Annotated in this window: 16 protein-coding genes; 2 read left to right on the forward strand and 14 right to left on the reverse strand. The window is 62.2% G+C overall.

What is annotated here, in order from left to right; genetic code table 11:
* Positions 1-91: 91 nt before the first annotated feature.
* The 10 genes from IWX85_RS17455 to IWX85_RS17495 all read right to left on the reverse strand — a co-directional run bounded on the left by IWX85_RS17455 (position 92) and on the right by IWX85_RS17495 (position 11,902).
* Positions 92-1,075, reverse strand: coding sequence for a tripartite tricarboxylate transporter substrate binding protein (locus IWX85_RS17455; protein ID WP_196870572.1), 984 nt, complete (start codon positions 1,073-1,075; stop codon positions 92-94).
* 53 nt (positions 1,076-1,128) lie between these two features.
* Positions 1,129-2,127: a tripartite tricarboxylate transporter substrate binding protein gene (locus IWX85_RS17460; RefSeq protein WP_196870573.1), complete on the reverse strand. Its 999-nt coding sequence runs from the start codon at positions 2,125-2,127 to the stop codon at positions 1,129-1,131.
* A gap of 63 nt (positions 2,128-2,190) precedes the next feature.
* The gene (locus IWX85_RS17465; RefSeq protein ID WP_036804549.1) at positions 2,191-3,399 is read right to left on the reverse strand and encodes a CaiB/BaiF CoA-transferase family protein; all 1,209 of its coding nucleotides are present in this window, start codon (positions 3,397-3,399) and stop codon (positions 2,191-2,193) included.
* Positions 3,400-3,467: 68 nt separating this feature from the next.
* On the reverse strand, positions 3,468-4,277 hold the full coding sequence (locus IWX85_RS17470; protein ID WP_196870574.1) for an oxepin-CoA hydrolase, alternative type: 810 nt from the start codon (positions 4,275-4,277) through the stop codon (positions 3,468-3,470).
* 70 nt (positions 4,278-4,347) lie between these two features.
* The gene (locus IWX85_RS17475) at positions 4,348-5,964 is read right to left on the reverse strand and encodes a class I adenylate-forming enzyme family protein (RefSeq protein ID WP_370584320.1); all 1,617 of its coding nucleotides are present in this window, start codon (positions 5,962-5,964) and stop codon (positions 4,348-4,350) included.
* A gap of 13 nt (positions 5,965-5,977) precedes the next feature.
* Positions 5,978-6,112, reverse strand: a complete 135-nt coding sequence (locus tag IWX85_RS20770) for a hypothetical protein (protein WP_255529468.1) — start codon at positions 6,110-6,112, stop codon at positions 5,978-5,980.
* 81 nt (positions 6,113-6,193) lie between these two features.
* Positions 6,194-7,333 (reverse strand): acyl-CoA dehydrogenase family protein, encoded by a 1,140-nt coding sequence (locus IWX85_RS17480; protein WP_036804546.1) that lies wholly within the window; start codon positions 7,331-7,333, stop codon positions 6,194-6,196.
* A 13-nt stretch (positions 7,334-7,346) separates the two neighbouring features.
* Complete coding sequence (locus IWX85_RS17485) at positions 7,347-8,555, reverse strand: acyl-CoA dehydrogenase family protein (RefSeq protein ID WP_196870576.1); 1,209 nt, start codon at positions 8,553-8,555, stop codon at positions 7,347-7,349.
* A 23-nt stretch (positions 8,556-8,578) separates the two neighbouring features.
* On the reverse strand, positions 8,579-9,760 hold the full coding sequence (locus IWX85_RS17490; RefSeq protein WP_196870577.1) for an acetyl-CoA C-acyltransferase: 1,182 nt from the start codon (positions 9,758-9,760) through the stop codon (positions 8,579-8,581).
* 21 nt (positions 9,761-9,781) lie between these two features.
* Positions 9,782-11,902: a 3-hydroxyacyl-CoA dehydrogenase NAD-binding domain-containing protein gene (locus IWX85_RS17495; RefSeq protein WP_196870578.1), complete on the reverse strand. Its 2,121-nt coding sequence runs from the start codon at positions 11,900-11,902 to the stop codon at positions 9,782-9,784.
* Between the two features lie 127 nt (positions 11,903-12,029).
* Between IWX85_RS17495 and IWX85_RS17500 the strand changes: the two genes are divergently transcribed.
* On the forward strand, positions 12,030-12,920 hold the full coding sequence (locus IWX85_RS17500) for a LysR family transcriptional regulator (protein WP_196870579.1): 891 nt from the start codon (positions 12,030-12,032) through the stop codon (positions 12,918-12,920).
* 606 nt (positions 12,921-13,526) lie between these two features.
* Here the strand turns inward: IWX85_RS17500 and IWX85_RS17505 are convergent.
* Together IWX85_RS17505 and IWX85_RS17510 are read right to left on the reverse strand one after the other, a co-directional pair.
* Entirely contained in the window at positions 13,527-16,316 is a 2,790-nt protein-coding gene (locus tag IWX85_RS17505; RefSeq protein WP_196870580.1) for a PAS domain-containing protein, read from the reverse strand.
* A gap of 397 nt (positions 16,317-16,713) precedes the next feature.
* On the reverse strand, positions 16,714-17,148 hold the full coding sequence (locus tag IWX85_RS17510) for a hypothetical protein (RefSeq protein ID WP_196870581.1): 435 nt from the start codon (positions 17,146-17,148) through the stop codon (positions 16,714-16,716).
* 442 nt (positions 17,149-17,590) lie between these two features.
* Between IWX85_RS17510 and IWX85_RS17520 the strand changes: the two genes are divergently transcribed.
* Positions 17,591-18,238: a glutathione S-transferase gene (locus IWX85_RS17520; RefSeq protein WP_196870583.1), complete on the forward strand. Its 648-nt coding sequence runs from the start codon at positions 17,591-17,593 to the stop codon at positions 18,236-18,238.
* A 21-nt stretch (positions 18,239-18,259) separates the two neighbouring features.
* Here the strand turns inward: IWX85_RS17520 and IWX85_RS17525 are convergent, their stop codons facing one another.
* A complete protein-coding gene (locus IWX85_RS17525; RefSeq protein WP_196870584.1) occupies positions 18,260-19,384 on the reverse strand; it encodes a glycerophosphodiester phosphodiesterase in 1,125 nt (374 codons plus the stop codon).
* Between the two features lie 418 nt (positions 19,385-19,802).
* Positions 19,803-20,099 (reverse strand): peptide-methionine (S)-S-oxide reductase, encoded by a 297-nt coding sequence (locus IWX85_RS17530; protein ID WP_231379920.1) that lies wholly within the window; start codon positions 20,097-20,099, stop codon positions 19,803-19,805.
* Between the last annotated feature and the right edge of the window lie 45 nt (positions 20,100-20,144).

The following is a 20,144-nucleotide window of genomic DNA, read 5'->3' on the forward strand; positions in this document are numbered from 1 at the left end:
GTTCACTCGCTACGACAAGAATGATGAGATGTTTGCTGCCTTTATTACCGTTGCACTCATTGCCGAGGTGCTTCGGTAGCGTTAACACGCCCTAGTCCAGCGTCACACCAGCTTCCTTGATCACTTTGCCCCATTTGATGGTTTCAGCAGCCATGAACGCATCACAGGCCTCTGGCGTGGAGCCTTCGGCGAGTGTGCCCATTGTTTCAAGTTTGGCGCGTGTTTCTTCGCTGTGAATGATGTGGTTGACCGCCTCAGACATGCGCTTGACGATGTCGCGCGGTGTGCCAGCTGGTGCGATCATGCTGGCCCAGGTGCTGCCCAGCATGCCCGCAATACCCTGCTCCACAAAGGTGGGCACGTCGGGCAAAATGGGCAGGCGTTTTTCGCTGGCTACGCCGATGAGGTGAATACGCCCGGCCTTGGCGGGCTGGATCAGGTTGGGCGGCGGGTCCAGAAAAAGCTGGACCTGGCCTCCCATCAGGTCGGTCAATGCGGGCGAGGATCCCCGGTATGGGATGTGCACCATGTAGGTCTTGGTCAGCGTTTTGAGCAACTCCGATGACAGGTGCGCGGCGGAACCGCTTCCCGAAGAGGCGAAACTGACCTTGCCGGGATTGGCCTTGGCATAGGCCACCAATTCCTTGGTGTTCTTGAACGGTGCATTGCTAGAAACCGCAGCCACCAGTGGCGAAACACCCAGCAAGGAGACACCCACCAAATCCTTACGTGGGTTGTAAGGCAGCTTGGGGTAGAGCGTGGTATTGGCAGTGAAGGCTGGAATCACCACACCGAAGGTGTACCCATCCGGGGCTGCCTTGGCAACCGCATCTACGCCAATGATGCTGTTGGCCCCAGGCTTGTTGTCGATCACCACAGGCTGGCCCAGCTGCTTTTGCAAATCCACCACCAACAGTCGCGCCATCTGGTCGGTAAATCCTCCTGCTGTATAGGGCACGATGATCTTGATGGGTTTGCTGGGCCAAGCCATCTGGGCCACGGAGGGTAGTACGGCGCAGGCCAGTCCGGCAGTGGCGGCCTGTAGAAAGATGCGGCGAAAAAAGGAGGTCGTCATGGGTTTTGTCTCTTGTTTATTGGTGGATAAAAAACGTCATTTGTGCGAGATGCTTACTGGTTGGTGATGTGGTTGTCGCGGATCACCTTGCCCCAACGTTTGTGGTCCTGGTGCATGCGCTCGGCCGTTTGCTCGGGCGTGCGGTAGGCCGCGAAGGACCCCACGTCTTCGAGTTTTTCTGCCACTTGCCTGTCGGCCAGCGCTGCCTTGAGCTCTCCGCTCATGCGCTCGATTACCGCCTTGGGCGTGCCGGCCGGCGCCAGCATGCCACCCCACGAGGTGGCGTCAAAACCGGGGAAGCCCTGCTCGGCCACGGTTTTCACGTCGGGCAGCAGGCTCACGCGCGTGGCCGAGCCGACCGCGATCGGGCGCAGCGTGCCCGATCGGATATGCGGTATCACGGCCACGAGGTCCGAGAACATGACCGGCACCTGACCGCCGATCAGGTCGGTCACGGCGGGCGCGCTGCCTCGGTAGGGCACATGCTGCATGTCGAACTTGCCGATGTTCTTGAGCTGCTCGGTCGTCAAGTGGCCAAAGCTGCCGACGCCTGCCGTGGTGTAGTTGCGCTGGCCGTTTTCGGTTTTGGCCTTGGCGATAAGTTGCTGCAAGCCTGCTACGTCAGGGAGCACTTTCGGGTTGACGACCAGCACGATCGGCAGGTCGTACACGGTGCCCACGGGTGTGAAGTTCTTGAAGATGTCGTAGCTCGTGGGGCCGTACAGATGCCCTGCCAGCAAGGTGGGCGTGGCCAACATCACGAAGGTGTAGCCGTCGGGCGCGGCCTTGGCGGCGATGGCGGCGCCCAGGGTGCCCGACGCGCCGCTGCGGTTGTCGATCAGCACCGGCTGCTTGAGGGCTATCGCCATTTTCTGCGCCACGATGCGTGTTGCCACGTCGGTCGGGCCGCCGGGCGGGAAGGGCACGATGAGCGTGATCGGTTTGGCCGGCCAGGCCTGGGCAAAGGCAGCGCCGGCCACCAGGGGCAAGGCCAGGGCCAGCAGCACTCGGCCCACAGAGTTTTGCAGGGATTTGAGGGGAGTGAATGCCATGGGGTTTCTTTCCTGAGTGAAGCTGAAGCGAAGGGACGGCGTGAGCAACTCTGAAGGCAGTTCTTAAAGCACGCCACTGGTTCTGAGTTGTGCAATTTTTTCGTCTGACAGTCCGAGCAGCGACTGCAGTACATCGTGCGTGCCCTCGCCCAGCTGCGGCGGCGCACTGCGCACCGGCAGGCGCTCGCCGTCGAAGCGGTAGGGTGGGGCCAGCACCTTGACGCTGCCAGCCACGGGGTGGGGCTGCGTGGTCACGAGGCCAGCGTCGGTGGCGCGCTGCGAGGTCAGCGCCTCGTGCAAGCCGAGCACCTCGCCGCACGGAATGCCCGCTTGGGCTAGCGTGGCGAGCAGGTCTGCGCGCTTGCGGCGGGCCAGTTCGCGGTTGATCTCGGGCACCAGCGCATCGCGGTTGGCGGCGCGCAGCAGGTTGGTCTTGAAGCGTTCGTCGGCCGCCAGGTCGGGGCGCGCTATCACGTGGGTGCAAAAGCGCGCGAACTGGGCGTTGTTGCCTACCGTGATCACCAGCGGCCCGTCTTGCGCATCGAACACGCCGTAGGGCACGATGGATGGGTGGTTGTTGCCGTAGCGCGGCGGGTCTTCGCCCATCAGCAGCGCTTCGAGCCCGTAGTAGGCAGTGATCATCAGGCCGCAGTCGAACAGCGCCATCTCGATGTGGCGGCCCTTGCCGGTCTTTTCGCGCTGGTAGAGCGCGGCCAGCACGGCCTGCGCCGAATACATGCCGGTGAACAGGTCGACCGCGGCGACGCCGAATTTCAGCGGCGGCTGGTGGGCCTCGCCGTTGAGTGCCATTAGCCCGGTCTCGCCCTGCACCACCAGGTCGTAGCCGGGGCGCGCGGCTTCCGGCCCGGTGCGGTCGTAGCCCGAGATGGAGCAGTAGATGAGCCCAGGCTGCTCGGCGCTCAACTGCGCGTAGCCGAGGCCGAGCTTGTCGATGCCGCCGAACTTGAAGTTCTGCAGCACGACGTCGCACTGCTTGGCGAGGTCGCGTCCGATCTGCTGGCCCTCGGGCGTCTGCAGGTCGAGCGTGACCGAGCGCTTGTTGCGGTTGACGCTGTTGAAGTAGGCCGTCTCGGTCTTCCCCACTCGCAAGCCCCAGTCGCGCGTGTCGTCGCCGCGTCCGGGGTGTTCGACTTTGATCACCTCGGCGCCAAGGTCGGCCAGCACCATGCCGCACCAAGGGCCGGCAAGGATACGAGACAGGTCAAGAACGCGCACGCCGGCGAGCGGCAGCGAGGAATTCAGCAGGGACATGGCAACTCCAGAAAAAGAAAAAAATCTGCGTCTTTTGCAATTGGTGCAGGCGGGACCGCAACGCCAGTTCAGTCCGCGTATGGCTTGGGGCGGCGCAGCGAGAGAAAGTCGGCTGGCCGCTTGGCGAGAAAGGCGGCAATGCCCTCGGCGGCCTCCGCATCGGTCTGTGCTTGGACCATGTAGGCGGCTTCCAGGTCTAACTGTTCTTCGAGCGTCGCGCGGTGCGCCTGGCGGCACAGTGACTTGATGCGTGCACTGGCGTTCAAGGGGCCAGTCGCCACCCGCTCGGCGAGTGCAATGGCCTCGGTTAGTGCGGCGCCGTGCTCGGTCAGCCGATTCACCGCGCCCAGCGCATGCAGGCGCTCCGCCGGTATGCGCTCGCCGGTCAGGCACATCTCGGTCAGCACCTGGCGCGACACGAACTCTGACAGAAAGGCAGTTGCGCCACCGTCCGGCGTGAGTCCCACTTTGACATAGGCCACCGAGAAGAAGGCGTCGCGCGCCACCACCAGCATGTCGCAGGCCAGGGCCATCGACATGCCCGCACCTGCCGCGCCGCCCTCAACCGCTGCGATCACGGGTTTGCTGCAATCGCGGATCGTACGGATCAGACCGTGCAGGCCTTCGAGTTTTTCCCGGCGTTCCTCGACAGGCAATTCGCGGCGTTTTGCGAGCAAATTCAGGTCGCCGCCAGAGCAGAAGAAACTACCGGCACCGGTAAAAACTACGGCGCCAACTGACGGATCGGTAGCAGCTGCTGCGAGCGCCGCCGACAGCTCGGCATAAAGCGTTGGCGAGATCGCGTTGCGCGCAGTCGGGTTGTTGTTGGTCAGGATACGCACAGCGCCTTCCTGGTGGATCAGGACGGCGTTTTTCATGGCGTAGACTTTTTTGCGGATACGACAACACGCTGCCGACAGTAGTTCGTGGTGTGCAGAGAGTTCATGTTCATTCCTTCGTTGCACCCTGGGATGCATGAGAATGGCCCGGGGACAGATCGTACAGGTCGCGCAGCTCGCGTTTAAGCACTTTGCCGATGACACTGCGCGGCAGGTCGTCCAGCATGCGCAGGTCGGCCAAGCGTTGCGTTTTGCCGGCACGCGCGTTGTACCAGGCCATGAGTTGCGCCGCTGTCTCGGCGCTGCCTGCGCGCCGCACGGCGAATGCCACCGGTGTCTCGCCCCATTGCACGGAGGGCACACCGATGACCGCCACGTCCTGCAGCGCTGGATGGGTACGCAATTCGGACTCGATGTCGCTGGGGTAGATGTTGAAGCCTCCGCTGATAATCATGTCCTTGCGGCGGTCAACCAGCGTGAGAAAGCCATCGGCATCGAAGCGGCCCACATCGCCTGTGCGGATGAAGCGCTTGCCAGCGTCGTCGAACCATTCGGCCTCGCGTGTCATGGCGGGTTGGTTGTGGTATCCGGTCATCATGCCGGCCGAACGCCCGACCACCTCGCCGGTGGAACCCGGTGGCAGCTCACGCGCATCCTCGTCAATCAACCGGATGTCGCTGCCCTGGGCTGGTTGGCCCACGGTGTGGAGTTTGTCCTGGTGCTCGTGCGCGTTGAGGATGCAAGTGCCGCCGCCCTCGGTCATGCCGTAGAACTCGACCAGTCCTCCGGGCCAGCGGGCCAGTACGTCGGCCTTCAAAACGGCATGGAACGGAGCGCTGGTGCAAAACTTGAAGCGGAAGGACAACAAATCAAAGTCGGCGAAACGCGGATGGGCCATGATGCGCTGGTACTGCACTGGTACCAGCATGGTGTGCGTTGCACGGATGCGCTGGGCAAGTTTCAAATAGTCCAGCGCATCGAATTTGTGCATCAGGTGCACGCAGCCCCCCCAAGCCAGCGTGGGAATAAAAGAGACGAGCGTGGTGTTGGAATACAGCGGCGTGGCCAGCAGCGTCACACTGTCAGCGCCGTAGTCGTAGGCTTGGCCGCGCAGGATGTGTGCCCAGCGCATGCCGTGCGACTGGACGATGCCCTTGGGCGTGCCAGTGGTGCCCGAGGAATAAATGATGTTGAATGGGTCCTGCAATGACACCTCGACCGGCTGAGGCAGCGTGCCCTGGTCCGCGAGCCAATCCTCAAAACGATGGCCAGTGACTGCGTCGTCAAGAGCAACGCAGGCCAAGGCCTGGCCGGTTTGCTTGTCACTCTGGGACGGCAGCAGCGCGGCCCCTGCCGTGTCGGCAAACAGGTAGCGTGCATTGGCATCATGCAGCATCGCTGCCAGACTGGGCGCCGTGACCGAGGACGCCATCGGCGCAGGCACCACACCAGCCCGCAGCGCACCGAGGAAAATGGCCGCATAACGCACCGAGGGCGTGGCGAGCAGGGCGATGGCGTCGCCAGGTTGCAACCCGTCGCGCTGCAGGGTCGCGGCAATACGGTCCATCAACGAGTCGAGTGCGGCGTAGTCCAGTGTCTGCCCGGCATCGCACAAAGCCGGGGCCTGCGGGCGCTTTCGCGCATGCTCGCGTACCAGATCAGACAGACTGCGAAAGGGCGGCAGCGCTGCAATTGACGTAGTGAGGCTTGGATTTTGGGAGCTCACGGTGTTCACCATCTCAGTCAATCTGCGCGCCGGATTGTTTCATCAACGATTCCCATGCTGGCCAGTCACGTCGGCAGAGTGCGCCGCGGGCGAGCGCTGTGCGCACCAGCAAGTGGCAATGCGAAAGGTCGGTGAAATGGTGCTGCATCGAAATCTCCTGTGGTGGATGTTCAGTACTTAAATCGTGAAAACGTTCTTGTCTGAATCATGTGCCATTGAACCGTTTCGCTTATTGCGCGATCTGTTTGCCAAGCGCCATGAAGCGCTCCAGGTGATGGTCTTCATCGCCAAGCTGGTGGTCAATCATCACCAGGCGCTTGGCGTAGTGGGACAGCGGCAGCTCCCAGGTCATGCCAATGCCACCGTGCAACTGGATGCTCTCTTGCGCCACCAGGGTGCCGATGCGCCCGATGCTGAACTTGGCGGCCGACAGCGCGCGCTCTCGCGCCAGGCGGTCCCCGGCGAGCGCGGCGGCAGCGTTGATCACGGCTGAGCGAGCCTGTTCGATTTCGAGAAGGAGGTCGGCCATGCGGTGTTGCAGCGCCTGGAAACTGCCGATGAGGATGCCGAACTGCTTGCGCGTGCGCAAGTACTCCAGCGTGGCCGCCTTGGCTGCCTCCATTGCGCCCAGGCTTTCCGCGCACAGTGCCAGCACGCCACGGCCGATGGCGCGCTCCAGCGTGGCATGGCCCTGTCCTTCGGTACCCAGCAGTGCCTCGGTGCCAAGCTGCACGCCGTTCAGCGTGAGTTCTGCGACGCGGCCGCCGTCGATGGCGGGGCAAGAGCGTGCCGTGAGACCTGCCGTCTGGGCCGGCACGAGAAACAGCGAGATGCCGGCTTCATCGTCAACCTTGCCTGAAGTGCGGGCCGTGATCACGAACAGGTCTGCCTGCCCGCCCTGCGGCACCACGGCCTTGGCGCCGCTCAGCACCCAGCCGTCGCCAAGGCGTTCGGCCTTTGTCTGCACGCGCGTTCGCTCGTAATGTGTTTCGGGTTCGTCGTGCGCGAGGGCCGCGAGGGTCGTGCCGTCGATGATCGCAGCCAGCACCTGCTTTTGCGAAGCGTTGCCGGCGGCGCTGATCGCCTCGCCGGCCATCAGGGCGCCAAGTAGCGGCTCGACCACGAGGCCACGGCCCAGCGCTTCGAAGACAACGGCAAGGTCAAAGCCCGCGCCGCCAAAACCGCCGTCGGCCTCGCTGAACAGCGCGCCGATGATGCCGAGTTCGGCGAACTGCTGCCAAATCTCTTTGCTGAACCCATGCTCCGACTTGGAGGTGCGGTCGCGCGTTTCGAAGGTGTATTGCTCTGCGATGAAACGGTTCAGGCTGTCGGCGAGCATGCGCCGGTCTTCGGTGTGTTCGAAGTTCATGACGGGTCTTTCCTTACAGGCCCAGGATCATCTTGGAGATGATGTTTTTCTGGATTTCATTGGAGCCGCCGAAGATCGACAGCTTGCGGTTGTTGAAGTAGCGCGCTGCTACCGACGCGGCAAAGGCCGGGCCGAACGGAACGCCGTCGAAGCCGTCTTCAAGCGCTTCAGCAACGAAGGGTCGTGCATGAACGCCCATGGCGCGCCGCGCCAGGGACGAAATTTCTTGCCGGATCTCGGTGCCACGGATCTTGAGCATCGAGCTCTCGGCGCCCGGCACGCCGCCCCCGGCCACAGCCGCGATCACCCGCAGGTTGGTGGTCTTCATGTTCTCGAGGTCGATTTCGACGCGCGCCATGCGGGCGGCAAAAGCCGGGTCTTCGGCCAGCGGCTTGCCGTTTTTTGTCTGCTTTGCAGCGATGGCCTTGAGTTGCTCCAGCGCGGCCACCGAGAAACCGACGCCCGCGATGTTGGTGCGCTCGTAGGTCAGCAGGAACTTGGCGCAGGTCCAGCCCTTGTTCTCTTCGCCCACCAGGTTGTCGGCCGGTACGCGCACGTCCGAGAAGAACACCTCGTTGACTTCATGCTCGCCGTCCAGCGTGATGATGGGGCGCACCTCAACGCCGGGCGTCTCCATGTCGATCAGCAGGAAACTGATGCCTTCTTGCTTTTTTGCCTCCCGGTTGGTGCGCACCAGGCAGAAGATCATATTGGCGTGCTGGCCCAATGTGGTCCAGGTCTTTTGGCCGTTGACGATGTAGTGGTCGCCCTGGGCGTCGACGCCGCGCACGGCCGAGGTCTTCACCGCTGCCAGGTCGGAGCCCGCCCCGGGCTCCGAATAGCCTTGGCACCACCAGTCCGCCCCGTTAAGGATGCGCGGCAACCAATAGCGCTTTTGCGCCTCGTTGCCGTACTTGATGAGCACCGGGCCGAGCATATTCACGCCAAACGGCACGGTGCGCGGGGCATGCGCGAGCGCGCATTCGTTCTCGAAGATGAATTTCTCGATAGCCGTCCAGCCGGGGCCACCGTACTGCTCAGGCCAGTGGTTGGCGAGCCAGCCGCGCTCGTTCAGGATGGCGTGCCATTCCTGCAGGTCGGCCTTGCCGAGGTGTTGGCCGCTGGCAACCTTGGCGGAAAGGCGATCGGGCAGCTTGGCAGCCAGGAAGTCGCGCACTGCGGCGCGGAAAGCTTCTTCTTCAGGAGTGAAGTTCAGTTCCATGTTGTTCTCTGTCTCGCAAGGTTTCAATAAATCTCAAACAAGCCAGCCGCGCCCATGCCACCAGCAATGCACATGGTTACCACCGCGTATTTTGCGCCGCGTCGTCGCCCTTCCAGCAGAACATGACCCGTGAGCCGTGCGCCGGTCATGCCGAATGGGTGGCCTATCGAGATCGCGCCGCCGTTCACGTTCAGACGCTCTGGTGGGATGCCGAGTTTTTGCTGGCAGTAGATCGCCTGTGAAGCGAAAGCTTCGTTGAGTTCCCACAGATCGATGTCGTCGACCTTGAGGCCGTGGCGTGCCAGCAGCTTGGGCACGGCGAAGACCGGACCTATACCCATTTCATCTGGCTCGCAGCCGGCCACTGCCAGACCACGGAAGGCGCCCAGGGGCTGGAGGCCGAGGCGCTCGGCCTCCTTGGCTTCCATCAGCACACAGGCGGAGGCGCCGTCGGACAGCTGCGAGGCGTTGCCGGCGGTGATGAACTTGTCCGGGCCATTGACGGGCGCCAGCTTGGCCAGGCCTTCGTAGGTGGTGCCGCGGCGGTTGCAGTTGTCGGTATCCACAGTGACTTCGTGCCGGGTTACACCCTTGGTTGCCTTGTCGGTCACGGCCATGGTGGTGGTGCAAGCGACGATCTCGTCTTTGTAGCGGCCGGCCACCTGCGCTTCTTCGGTCTTGCGCTGGCTCTCGGCCGAAAAGCGGTCTTGTGCCTCGCGCGTGATGCCGTAGCGCTGGGCGACGGTGTCGGCGGTCTCGATCATCGACAGGTAGAGCGCGGGCTTGTGCGCAACGATCCAGGGGTCCATTCCGGTATCGCCGTCTTCGCGGGTGCGGATCGCCGAGATGCTTTCCACGCCACCGGCGATCATGGCTGGCACGCCCTCGACGATGATGCGGCCCGCCGCCATTGCGATGGCCTGCAGGCCCGAAGCGCAAAAGCGGTTCACCGTGGTTCCGGCGATGCTGATGGGCAGGCCAGCGCGAATGATGCTCTGGCGCGCCACGTTGCGCCCGGTCGTGCCTTCGGGGTACCCGCAGCCGAGGATGGCGTCCTCGATCAACGCCGGGTCGATCCCCGAGCGCTCGACGGCGGCCTTCACGGCGAAAGCCGCCAGCGTGGCGCCCGACGTGGTGTTGAACTCGCCACGGAGCGCCTTGGTGAGCGGTGTGCGGGCAGTGGAAACGATGACGGCTTCACGCATGGATTTTTTTCCGGTGAGAGGTTATTCGGACTGGTTCAGGCTGGCGAAATTGCTGCCGCGTTCGGCCAGTTCGACCAGCAGCGGCGAGGGCTGCCAGAACAACGGGTCTTCCTTGGCAAAGGCGCGAATGTCGGCCAGCACCTGGGGCAGGCCCACGGTGTCTGCATACTGCATCGGACCTCCGCGGTGGCGCGGAAAGCCGTAGCCGTAGAGAAAGGTCACATCCACGTCGAGCGGGCGCAGCGCGATCCGCTGGTGCACCACGTTGGCGCCCTCGTTGACCATCGCGGCCATATAGCGGCGCATGATTTCCTCGTTGGTGAAGCTGCGAGGCGTGACGCCCGCGCGCAGGCGCTCGGTGTCGATGATTGACAGCACTTCAGGGTCGGGCTGACCAATGCGCGCACTTTCGGGATACAGGTAGTAGCCGCGCTGCGTCTTCTGGCCGAACCAGCCGCGCTCGCAGAGGCGGTCGGCCACCTGCACATAGCGTGCCTTCGGACTGCGGCTGGCGGCCTTGCGCTTGCGCGTGGCCCAGCCGATGTCACCGCCGGCCAGGTCGGCCACCTGGAACGGGCCCATGGGGTAGCCAAAGTTGCGCACGGCTTCGTCGATCTGGTAGGGCGAGGCGCCGTCTTCCACCATGTGGTCGGCGGCCTGGCGGTACACCGCCAGGATACGGTTGCCGATAAAGCCGTCGCACACGCCGGCGCGCACCGGCACTTTCTTGAGCTTCTTGGCGAGTTCGAAGCCGGTGGCGACCACATCGGCGCTGACCTTTGCGGGCACCACGATCTCAAGCAGCTTCATGATGTTGGCCGGCGAGAAGAAGTGCAGGCCCACCACGTCCTGAGGACGCAAGACGCTGGCAGCGATCTCGTCGATGTCGAGGTAGGAGGTGTTGGTGGCGAGCACGGCGCCTGGCTTGCACACGCGGTCTAGTTCGGCGAACACAGCCTTCTTGACGGCCATGTCCTCAAACACTGCCTCGACCACAATGTCGACCTGTGCGAGGGCGTCGTACGACGTGGAGCCCGAAAAGAGCGCCATAACGGCTGCCTTGCCTTCGTGCGTCATGCGGCCTTTCTTGATGCGGCCGTCGTACACCTTCTCGACGTGCTGGCGACCGCGCGCCAGGCTGGGTTCGTCGCGCTCAATCATGGTCACCGGCATACCCGCGTCGAGCATCGCCACCGCAATGCCTGCGCCCATGGTGCCGCCGCCGACGATGCCGGCCGATGCCAGCGGGCGCGGCTTGGCGGCCTTGGTCTCGGGTGCCTTGAGCACTTCGCGCTCGGCGAAAAAGGCGTGGATCAGGCCGGCGCGCTGCGTGCTGTCGAGACATTGCAGGAACAGCTGGCGCTCCAATGCCATGCCTTCTTCGAACGGCAGGGTGAGCGCGCCTTCGACTGCGTCGATGATTTTCATGGGCGAAAACAGGCCGCGACTTTTCCTGGTGGTGTCGGCGCGTGCGGCGTCAAGGGCGGCGCGGGCTGCTGCGGCATCGGCCAGCGCGGTGGCCTCGCGCGTGCGCCGCATCGGCGCCTTGGCAGCGATGAGTTCGTTGGCATAGGCCAAGCCTTCGGTCAGCGCATTGGCGCCTTCACCGTGGCGGTCGATGAGGCCGAGCGCCAGCGCTTCCTTGGCGTCCGCGTGGCGGCCGCTGAGCATCAGCTCGAGTGCGGCCTTTGCGCCGATCAGTCGCGGCGCGCGCTGGGTGCCACCGGCACCGGGAAGCAGGCCGAGTTGCACTTCGGGCAGGCCAAGCTTGGCGGTGGCCACGGCCAGCCGGTAGTGTGCCGCGAGCGCGATTTCCAGACCGCCGCCCAGCGCAGCACCATGAATCGCAGCCACCACCGGCTTGCCACAGTTCTCGATGCGCGCGCAGACTACGGGCAACGATGGCAGCTGAGGCGGCTTGCCGAATTCGCGAATGTCGGCGCCAGCGATGAAATTGCGCCCGGCGCCGACGATCAACACGGCTGCCACGGCACCATCGGCCTCGGCCGCATCGATAGCCGCGACCAAGCCGCAGCGAACGTCCACACCCAAGGCGTTGACCGGTGGGTTGTCAATAATCGCCACCAGAACGTCGCCGTGGCGCTCGGTCTTGACGGGGAAAGAAGGGCTGTGGGTGCTCATGTAGCGCGTCTCCAGTTGAGGGCTCGTGATGGAATCCAGTAAGCCAATGATTGTTATATGGCTAGTTTGTTTTGACAATTACATTAAATATTGACAGACTGTCAAATTAATTTTGACAAAAACCATCATGGACCTCACATCATTAACTTTGTTGGTAGACATCCTGGATGCAGGCAACCTCAGCCAGGCCGCGCGCAAGCTGAAGATGACCCGCGCCAACGTCAGCTACCACCTGAACCAGCTGGAGCGCTCGGTCGGGGTGCAGCTGGTACGTCGCACCACGCGTCGGGTGGAAGCCACTGAAGTCGGGCTGCGCTTGTACCAGCACGGCCGCAGCATCCAGAACGAGCTGCTGGCCGCACGGGAGACTGTGTCCACTCTGGGGCAGAGCCTGCAGGGTCGGGTGCGCCTGAGCGTGCCCAGTGGCTATGGCCAGATGGTGATGGCGGACTGGCTGATCGATTTCAAGCGGCTGTACCCCGGCATCGTGCTGGATGTGTTGTTCGAGAATCGCGTCGATGATCTGATCCGCGACGAGGTGGACATTGCGATCCGCGTCATGCCCGAGCCGCCGCAGACGCTGGTGGCGCGCGAACTCGGGCCTGTGCACTACTTGATCTGCGCGTCTCGCGCCTATGCGCAGGCGCATGGACTGCCGACCCAACTAGAGCAGTTGCGCACCGCCCCTCTGATTACTTCGGGGGTAATGGGGCGGCAGCTGCGCGTCTCGGCCTATCTGGGCCAAGAAAGGCATGAAGTCGAGCTGGAACCGACGCTGATTTCCGAGCATTTCCCTTTCCTGCGACAGGCCATACTGGCCGGACTGGGGGTTGGACTGGTACCCGATTACGTGGTGCAGGATGCCGTGAAAACAGGCGAGGTCCTGACGGCGCTGCATGAATACCGGCTGAGTATTTTTGGTACCCAGTTGTTCATGCTCTACATGCCCAATCGGCACCAGACCCTCGCTGCCAGGACGTTTATAGACTTCATCTTGGCACGCGCCAGTAGCATTTAATTTTTCCTTGACCCTGTTGATCTATTGCTCCGACCCATTGAACGCATGGGTTTTTACGGCATTGATACCATGCGGATTTGGCGCTCCGCGTGTTCACCCAAGCCTTAAAAAACCAAATAATTCTTTCGAATTGTCCACCGGGATTTCGCGACGCACTGTGTCGCTGGAGGTCCAGGAAAACAGCATGTCATACATTGCCACGACTGGAAGTCGCCGGGGTGCGGCCAGTTGCGGGCTCAAAGGCAGCGCTTGGGAAATTTTTCCTCCAGCAAGCTGACATCTTTATACCCAGGTGCGCCGGTATTCGAGGTTTCATACGATGCCGACAGCTTGGCCCTGTGTCCAGCACCCGCAGCAGCGTCTGGAACGACGGATTGGCTGAGCTTATTGGCTCCAGAAACTTGCCGTTGTGGTCGATCACCAGCTTGCACGGCAGGCTGTCGAGGACTTCTTCGGGATTCAATCCTCTCAGAGATTTGACTCTCCTCTTTGTAAACCGCTTACTGATTGTCTACCGGGCTTAACCTGTTATAAATTCAATCGCTTGGCCTCCATTTTCAATTCCTGCGGAAGAAAATATAAAGCTGATTTACTTACACAGCAAGATCATGGCGTTGCATGGCCTGCCGTTGCGGCGAGCAGCTCGTGCAGCAGGACAATGATCCGGTCGGGTTCAGCCGGCTTGGTCAAGTGAGCGTTGAAACCGGCCTCGGTTGCCCGGTCGCGGTCGCTGTCGTTGCCCCATCCGGTCAGGGCGATCGCTACCGGCTGCCTTGCGACTGGAAGCTGGCGCAGTCGGCGGCAGACCTCATAGCCGTTCATGTCTGGCAGTCCGATGTCCATCAGCACCGCGTCAGGCATGTCTTGTTCCATGGCGGCCAGCGCCGTTTCGCCGGTGTACGCCACGGTGACTTGAAAGCCCATCATGGCCATCATTTCCGCCAGCAGGTCGGCCGCATCGCGGTTGTCTTCCACCACCAGCAAGCGCATGCCGGCACCATTGGCTGAGGGCGCTTTGGCCACCGGCACCGGAACGCTCTCGGAGGCGCCATCGGCTGGCAACTCGATTCGGAAAGTACTGCCCTGGCCGGGGCCGGCGCTGTCGGCTTGTACGCTGCCGCCATGCAGCAGCACCAGCTTGCGCGTCAGCGCCAGACCGATACCCAGCCCGGTGTTGCCGTGCAGGCCACTGGGCCGTTCCTGAACGAACAGCTCAAAGATTCTTTCCAGACTGCCGCGCGGAATGCCACTGCCGTTGTCGCTGACCTCTATGGCGGCCGTGTGGCCTTCCTGGGCAACCCGGACGGTGATGCTGCCGCCGGGCGGTGTGAATTTCACGGCATTCGTCAGCAGGTTGATGACGCACTGGACCAGCCGAGTTACATCGCCGCGAACGGGAATGGGCGGCTGGCCGGTCAGGTGCGCTAGCGTCAACCCGGCGGCATCAAGCGTGGATTGCACTGAATCGATGGCGCTTTGCGCCACGGCGCGCAGGTCCAGCGTTTCGTGCTGCAGGTGAACAGTGCCGCGCGTAATTCGAGAGATGTCGAGCAGATCGTCTACCAGACGCGTGAGATGCAGCACCTGGCGCTCGATAATGGTGCGCGCCCGCTGGACCGCCTGGTCAGCGGGGTTGCGAAGCCGTATCACCTCGACGGCGGTGCGGATGGGCGCCAACGGATTGCGCAGTTCATGCGCCAAGGTCGCCAGGAACTCGTCTTTCTGGCGGTCGGCTTCGCGCAGTTGTTCATTGGCAGCGTTCAGGGCATTTTCGGCAAGCCGGATGCCGGTGATGTCATGCGAGATATGGCCGGTGCCGTAGACGCCTCCGTCGATGTCGATCAAGGGGAAACTGGTGTCGATGTGGTGCAGCGTGCCGCTGTCGAGCGGGGTGACTTTTTCGGTCTGGATGGCCTGCCGGGTCTGCATCACTTCCAGGTCGTGCTGACGCAACACATCGGCATCGGCAGCAGGCAGCAAATCGTGCATTGTCAGGCCGCATATCGCCTCCCGGCGCATTCCCAGGACCTTCTCCATCTTGTGGTTCACGTCCAGGAATCGGCCGTCGATATCCTTGTAGGCAATCACGGTCGGAAAGTTGTCCATGGTGCTCCGGAGCAACTGCTGCCGTTCGCGCAGCGCCTTCTCGGCATGGATGCGGTCCGTGATGTCAACCTGTGCCACGACGCCACCGACCACCTGCCCGGCTGAACCGAGAACCGGCGCAGACGACAGCATGGTGAACCGCCTCTCGTTCGGGCGTCCAAAGGGCTGGATCTCGATGATGTCATTGCAGGTTTCGCCCCGCAGTGAGCGCGCCAGTCCCCATTCATGCGCCAGTATCCGCTGTCCGTGCCGCGCCGACCCATCGGCCCACCAGCCCGTCCATTCGTTGTAGCTGGCGACATTCTCCGAGAACGGCGCCAAACCCCAGATATCTTCGGTGGCCTCGTTCATTCGCACGATCCTGCCTTCTGCGTCGGCCACGATGATGCTGGCAGGCACAGCGTTGAAGGTGGCATTGAGCACACGGCGCTCGGCCTCTGCTGCTTCGGCCGCGCTGACGGCCTCCTTGCGGCTGGCATGGAGCCCGGCCATGGCCACCGCCCGGTCAGTCACATCCACCCCGCTGGCCACCAGAGCCGTGATCTGTCCGTTGCCTTCGCGCAGAGGACCGACCTGGAAATCAATCATGAACGTCTTTCCGGAACGCTCCACTTCGATGTCGAAGCGCGTGGTTTCTCCGGTTGATGCGCGCTCGACGGCGGCGCGCACATGCTGCTGCTGCCCGGTAGCCCTGGCCCACCAGGACGCCTCCCACAAGGGATGGCCGAGGATGTCGTCCCTGCTTGCCCCAGCAGCCAGCAAGGCTTCCTTATTAGTCTCTTGCAATGTTCCATTCAAGTCGAGGATGCTGACGTACACGCACAGGTTGTCCAGCACCAGCCGCAGCCGCTGGCTTGACTCGCGCAATTGCCGCTCAGTACGGTTCACGCGTGCCAGTGCCGACTTCATGAAATGAATCACCAGGCAGTCGATGAGCAGGATGGCAGAGAAAAAGGACAGCGCGACCATGTCGGCACCGTTCAGTGAAACAGACCGGTCCGGCTGGATGAAAAAGAGCCAAGCCGCCAGAAAGCTCAATCCAGAGGCCAGCAGCCCGGGACCAAGTCCCGTCAGGTAAGTGGCCAGCAATACGGCGGGGAAAAAGGTCAGGAAGGGAAAACCTTTGTTAGGCAGCACGTTGACCAGTTCAAACCGTGCGGCAAGCGCGACAAGGAAGAAAACCAGCGCCAGCGCGTACCGCTGCCATTTTGGGGCTTCGGTCATGCGCTGGGCATAAGCCAAGCCCAGGTAGCGCATCGGAAGGGACTGCGCAGGGAGGTTTTGATACATAAGGTAAAGAGTGATTCAGGCGGCGGCTGGATTTACGAGGTCGTGCTCTGCGAGAACCAACGCTCGCGCCCAGCAATTTCTGGTTAAAAATTTTGATCATATCTTTGGCTACTTGTAGCCCTGAGATTGTCGGGAACATCTATTAGGGTGCCTGTCGGCGGTTCCTTACAAACCACCGCTGTCAGCAATACACCTTTTTGCCTGTTGCAGGCCCGCCAGCCCGGACGCGGGCAGCCGAGGAGCCTGGCCGGCAGAAAGGACGTGCGTTGCAAAGCGGCCGCGCCAGTCCATTTTTCATCGACTTTTTTGAATAGCAGGCTATCGGCCTGCAAATTCAGCAAAAACCGTACTCTGCGGGGCCACTTTTTGTCATGCACGCCCTCTGCCGCCCTGGCTCCTAGCCAGGCAAGTGTTTCAAGGGGCCAAAACAGGCCTTCAGCGACTCTTCCCGGCAGACGATCAGCTGGTCTTTACTGGGGCTAAACTGGATGAAGCGTGTTACCGCCTTGCCAGGCGCTTCGTGCAGGTCGCCCGAACAATCTCGTTTGCCGTTGCCATCAGTCACGGTTTCGGTCAGGCGGTAAAAGCCGATCAGGCTGGGAATGGCCGCTACTTCGTAATGGCCTTGGGTCGTTTCATCTCCGCTGCTGCTTTGACGCATGCCATTGGCACTGTAACGGAGTTGCTCGGTGCATGGCTTGCCTGGCAATGACCAGGACCAGCTTCCAATCAGGGGATGCGGCGCAGGTACTGGCGCAGACGACAGCGGCTCGGCTGCACGCGCTGAAAAAAGGCTGCACAGTGCGATGGCAAAAAAGAAGGGTGTTCGCAAACGGGTGACTCCTGACGTCAAAAAATCGGGCTGGGGGATCTGGCCTGTAACGCTTGATTATCGGGACGCTGACACGCAGGAATGGCAGACGCTGGCTTTTCCCGCCCTTCGGCAGGTGTCAAGTCGAGGCGCCTGGGTTGTTGCACTTTCAAATCAATTCGACATGTCATTGCTTTGTTGTGCTGTGCCAATGCACTTTCCACGGCTTTGCGTTGAAATAAGGTTTGGGGCCTGAGCGCCTGCGGGATGAAATCGGGTGATCCAATGGCCCGGATCGACGGGTTGATGGCGGTAACGCTGGCTTTCCTGCTGTGGTTTGACACGGTCCCGCTGGCACGGCGGTGGTGAATGACCTTGCCGCCACGCTGTTGTCGCAGCCGTTGCAAGCCTCCGGCCAGACTCCACATAAACTGGCATTCCCAATTTGAGGAGACTCCATTTCATGCTTACCCTTTGCGGCTTTCCCGTTTCCAATTACTACAACAAGGTCAAGCTGGCGCTGCTTGAAAAAGAAGTGCCGTTCAACGAAGAGGTGGTGACGCTGCCCATTTCCGACGAGGCGGCGCTGCAGGCTTCGCCGCTGGGAAAGGTTCCTTTCCTGCGCACCCCCGAAGGCTCCCTGTGCGAGAGCCAGGCGATCATGGAATTCATCGAATCGGCTTATCCCGAACCGCCATTGCTGCCTGCCGACCCGTTTGCCGCAGCCAAGGTGCGCGAACTCATCACCTTCATTGAACTGCACCTGGAACTCGTCGCGCGAGAACTCTACGGCCAGGCGTTCTTTGGCGAAACGGTCAGTGAGGCCACGCAGGCGCGGGTGCGCAGGCAGCTCGAAAAAAACATTCCGGCCTTCAAAAAGCTGGCGAAATTCTCGCCTTATGCGGCCGGCGAGCTGTTCACCCAAGCTGACTGCGCCGCTTTTGCAAGCCTGCCCTTGGTCGGGATGGCCACCCGGGCGGTGTTTGGCGAAGACCTGCTGCTGGTGGCCGGCATTGACTACAAGCCCTACATCCGGCTGATCGGCGAACGGCCATCGGCGAAGAAAGTGCTGGCCGATCGCAAGGCCTACCAGGCTAAACCTGCCGCCTGACCGCCGCGCCAGTTCAGGCGTTCAGCGATTGGCAAAGGCATCACGGGCTGCGCGGCCAGTGGCCGGGTCGTCTGTGAAGAAGCCATCGACGCCGGCGCGCAGAAAGGCGCTGATCTCGGCGGTCAAGTCGCCATGTTCGCTCGGCGATGCGGCATCGCCCTGTCGCAGTTCAGCCGGCAGGAACGGATTCTCCGGTCGAAAGGTGTAGGGGTGCACGAACAGGCCGGCGGCATGCGCGTCCGCCACCAGCGATGTCGGTGTGCCCATGCGGTTTCTGGTGTCGCGTGGAATCACCAGGCTTTTGTCGGGTCCAATGCCATTGGCATAGCGGGCGACTTCGCGAAGGCCGGCGACGCTGCCGATGTCGGCAAAAGTGCGCAGATCGCCTGCCACCCGAAAGTCCTCGGGCCTGCCGCGTCCAGCCAGCAGTTGCACACTGCGCAAGTCGGTCAGCGCGCGTATTTTTTTCAGGCTTGCCACCTCGAAGGACTGGATGAACACCGGCGCCGAGTGGCCTTGATAACCATTGGCATGCAGCGAATTGACCAGCCGTTGTTCCAGTGGCAGGCCGATCAACCTGAAATAGCCTGGATGCTTGAGCTCGGGGTAAATGGCAATTGTCCGGCCGGTTTCCCGTGTCCTGATTTTGGCCAGGTCGATCACGGCCTGCAGCGTCGGCACCACAAACCGGTCGTTGAAGTCCGTGCTGGCCGGGCGGTTCAGCGGAATGCGCTCGCGGGCGCGCAGCGTCTGCAGTTCGGCCAGCGTGAAATCTTCGGTGAACCAGCCGGTAGTGCTGACGTTGTCGATCAACTTCGTCGAACGCCGCGCGGCAAATTCCGGCTTATCGGCAACGTTGGTGGTGGCGGAGATGTCATTTTCATGCCGTGCCACCAGGACGCCGTCCTGTGTGCTGACCAGATCGGGTTCGATCGCATCGGCGCCGTCGTCGATCGCCCTGGCGTATGCCTCCAGCGTGTGTTCGGGGCGCAAGGCACTGGCGCCCCGGTGGGCGATCACCAGTTTGGGGGGCACTAGCGAGGCGGGGGACTGGGGGGCGTGTGACGCGATCTGCGGACTGGCGCTGCAGGCCCACAGACCCAGCAAGGCAATGGTTGCGGCGCAAGCATAAAAATGGTGTTTCATCAAGATTCCCGAGTGTCATTTCATGGACGGCCAGCGTCAAGCCAGTCACTGCCAGTCCATTCGGTTCGCAAAAGCAAGGGCCAATGGTGCATGGGCGGACGGGCTCCAAAACGGTTCAGGATCAGTGCAGATCGGTGCCCTTTACCAGCTTATTCCACTTCTAAAGTCTGCCGATATGTCGTTGCTTCGCCTTGCCGTGCTGCAGCACCATCTGCGGCTTCGATCCTAATCTCGGAAGGATTTAGAAATGGAATGACGTTAGGAACTGCTCCAGCCTGCGAGCCCACCAGTGCAGGAACGCTCGCTAGACCTCAGGCACCATCTGTTTCGGGCTGGCAATCTTCGGCCGGTCGCAGGTGGAGCTGCAGGCTGAATGCGGCTTCAGAGTGGCGTAGTCCTGGTGAAGCGCCTTGGCCGGTTAGAAGGGCTTCAGCGGCGTGAGTTGGGCCTGGCTCACCTGCGCCGATTCAGCTTGGCCGGTCTGGCCCGACACGACGCGTTCGGAGCGCGCGGATTCTGACTGGCCACCGGCATAACCCGACGCGGCATTCAACACGCCCGGCGTATGCAGTGGAAAACTGCCTGCACGCCCCAAAAACAGCCACCGGCAAGCACGGCCGACTGGGACGCGGACGCATCGCCAGCCCCCGGCAAGAACCAGCCATCTGGCGCGCCGCGTGTACGCGGTGTCTGGCTGGCGGGCGGCTTGTGTCATGGTGCGCAGGGGCTGCGCATCCATTTTTCAGGCTGGTTTTGAAAA

The organism is Polaromonas sp. CG_9.11 (assembly GCF_015752225.1).
Lineage (GTDB): Bacteria > Pseudomonadota > Gammaproteobacteria > Burkholderiales > Burkholderiaceae_C > Polaromonas.

Coding starts and splice junctions, on each gene's coding strand:
- IWX85_RS17460 (WP_196870573.1), bottom strand. CDS start 2,127: ATGGCATTCACTCCCCTCAAATCCCTGCAAAACTCTGTGGGCCGAGTG.
- IWX85_RS17465 (WP_036804549.1), bottom strand. CDS start 3,399: ATGTCCCTGCTGAATTCCTCGCTGCCGCTCGCCGGCGTGCGCGTTCTT.
- IWX85_RS17530 (WP_231379920.1), bottom strand. CDS start 20,099: ATGACACAAGCCGCCCGCCAGCCAGACACCGCGTACACGCGGCGCGCC.
- IWX85_RS17505 (WP_196870580.1), bottom strand. CDS start 16,316: ATGTATCAAAACCTCCCTGCGCAGTCCCTTCCGATGCGCTACCTGGGC.
- IWX85_RS17500 (WP_196870579.1), top strand. CDS start 12,030: ATGGACCTCACATCATTAACTTTGTTGGTAGACATCCTGGATGCAGGC.
- IWX85_RS17470 (WP_196870574.1), bottom strand. CDS start 4,277: ATGAAAAACGCCGTCCTGATCCACCAGGAAGGCGCTGTGCGTATCCTG.
- IWX85_RS17525 (WP_196870584.1), bottom strand. CDS start 19,384: ATGAAACACCATTTTTATGCTTGCGCCGCAACCATTGCCTTGCTGGGT.
- IWX85_RS17455 (WP_196870572.1), bottom strand. CDS start 1,075: ATGACGACCTCCTTTTTTCGCCGCATCTTTCTACAGGCCGCCACTGCC.
- IWX85_RS17495 (WP_196870578.1), bottom strand. CDS start 11,902: ATGAGCACCCACAGCCCTTCTTTCCCCGTCAAGACCGAGCGCCACGGC.
- IWX85_RS20770 (WP_255529468.1), bottom strand. CDS start 6,112: ATGCAGCACCATTTCACCGACCTTTCGCATTGCCACTTGCTGGTGCGC.
- IWX85_RS17480 (WP_036804546.1), bottom strand. CDS start 7,333: ATGAACTTCGAACACACCGAAGACCGGCGCATGCTCGCCGACAGCCTG.
- IWX85_RS17485 (WP_196870576.1), bottom strand. CDS start 8,555: ATGGAACTGAACTTCACTCCTGAAGAAGAAGCTTTCCGCGCCGCAGTG.
- IWX85_RS17490 (WP_196870577.1), bottom strand. CDS start 9,760: ATGCGTGAAGCCGTCATCGTTTCCACTGCCCGCACACCGCTCACCAAG.
- IWX85_RS17520 (WP_196870583.1), top strand. CDS start 17,591: ATGCTTACCCTTTGCGGCTTTCCCGTTTCCAATTACTACAACAAGGTC.